The following is a 1,179-nucleotide window of genomic DNA, read 5'->3' on the forward strand; positions in this document are numbered from 1 at the left end:
TCACCCGCAAGACCGACCCCGATGGCAACGTCACCGACTACAGCTACAACAAACATGGGCAACTGATCGGCGTCTGGTATCCCGATCACAGCTGCCATCGGCTGACCTGGAATGAGCGCGGGCAGCTCACTGAGGAACAACTGCCGAATGGCGGCGTAAAGCGCTATCGCTATGACGATCTGGGGCGGCAGGTTGCGCGCGAGGATGAATACGGAGCGCTGACCCAATATCAGTGGGACAGTGTGGGTCGGTTGGTTCGCGTCGTACTGCCAGGTGGCGCCACACGGGAGTACAGCTACAACCCCTACGGAAAGATCACCGCTGAACGTGATGAGCTAGGCCGCGTTACTCGCTACGAGTATGCCGACGGCCTGCATCTGATCAGCCGCCGCATCAATGCTGATGGCACCCAAGTCAAATACCGCTACGACAACGTTCGGTTATTGCTGACGGCGATCGAAAACGAAGTCGGCGAAACCTACCGACTCCAGTACCACCCCAATGGCCTGATCCAGCAGGAAACCGGGTTTGATGGCCAACGCACGGCCTACGTCTACGACCTCAACGGCAACCTACAGGAAAAGACCGAACACGGCGACGATGGCAGTCAGCTCGTCACCCGTTACGAGCGAGACCATGCCGGGCGGCTCGTAAGAAAAACCCTCCCCGACGGCAAAATCGTCGATTACACCTACGACCGCCGAGGCAACCTCCTGGGCGTCGAAGACGGCCACTGGGCGCTGGCCTACGAATACGACAGCCAAAACCGCCTCACCGCCGAACACCAAGGTTGGGGCACCCTGCGCTACGGCTATGACGCCTGCGGCCATCTTAAAAACCTACGCCTGCCGGACAACAACCGCCTCACGTTCAATCATGGAAAAGGCGGCCATCTCGCCACCGTCGAACTGAACGGTGACACCCTCACCTCCCATCTATTCAAGGCAGGCCGCGAACGCCAGCGCCAACAAGGCCAATTGGTCAGCCACTACCAGTACGACGAACAAAACCGCTTGCACGCCCATGTCGTCAGCCAACAAAAACATGACCTCTACCAACGCCAATACGACTACGACAAAACCGGCAACCTCAGCCGAATCCTCGACACCCGCAAAGGCGAACACCACTACCAGTACGACCCCCTCGCCCGCCTGACCCGCGTCGATCACTCGCAAGACG

1 pseudogene is annotated in these 1,179 nt (G+C 59.1%); it reads left to right on the plus strand.

The annotated features are described in order from the left end of the window. A pseudogene (locus BFL40_RS25745) lies at window positions 1-1,179 on the plus strand (type IV secretion protein Rhs); the annotation flags it as partial.

The organism is Pseudomonas costantinii (genome assembly GCF_001870435.1).
Classification (GTDB): Bacteria; Pseudomonadota; Gammaproteobacteria; order Pseudomonadales; family Pseudomonadaceae; genus Aquipseudomonas; species Aquipseudomonas costantinii.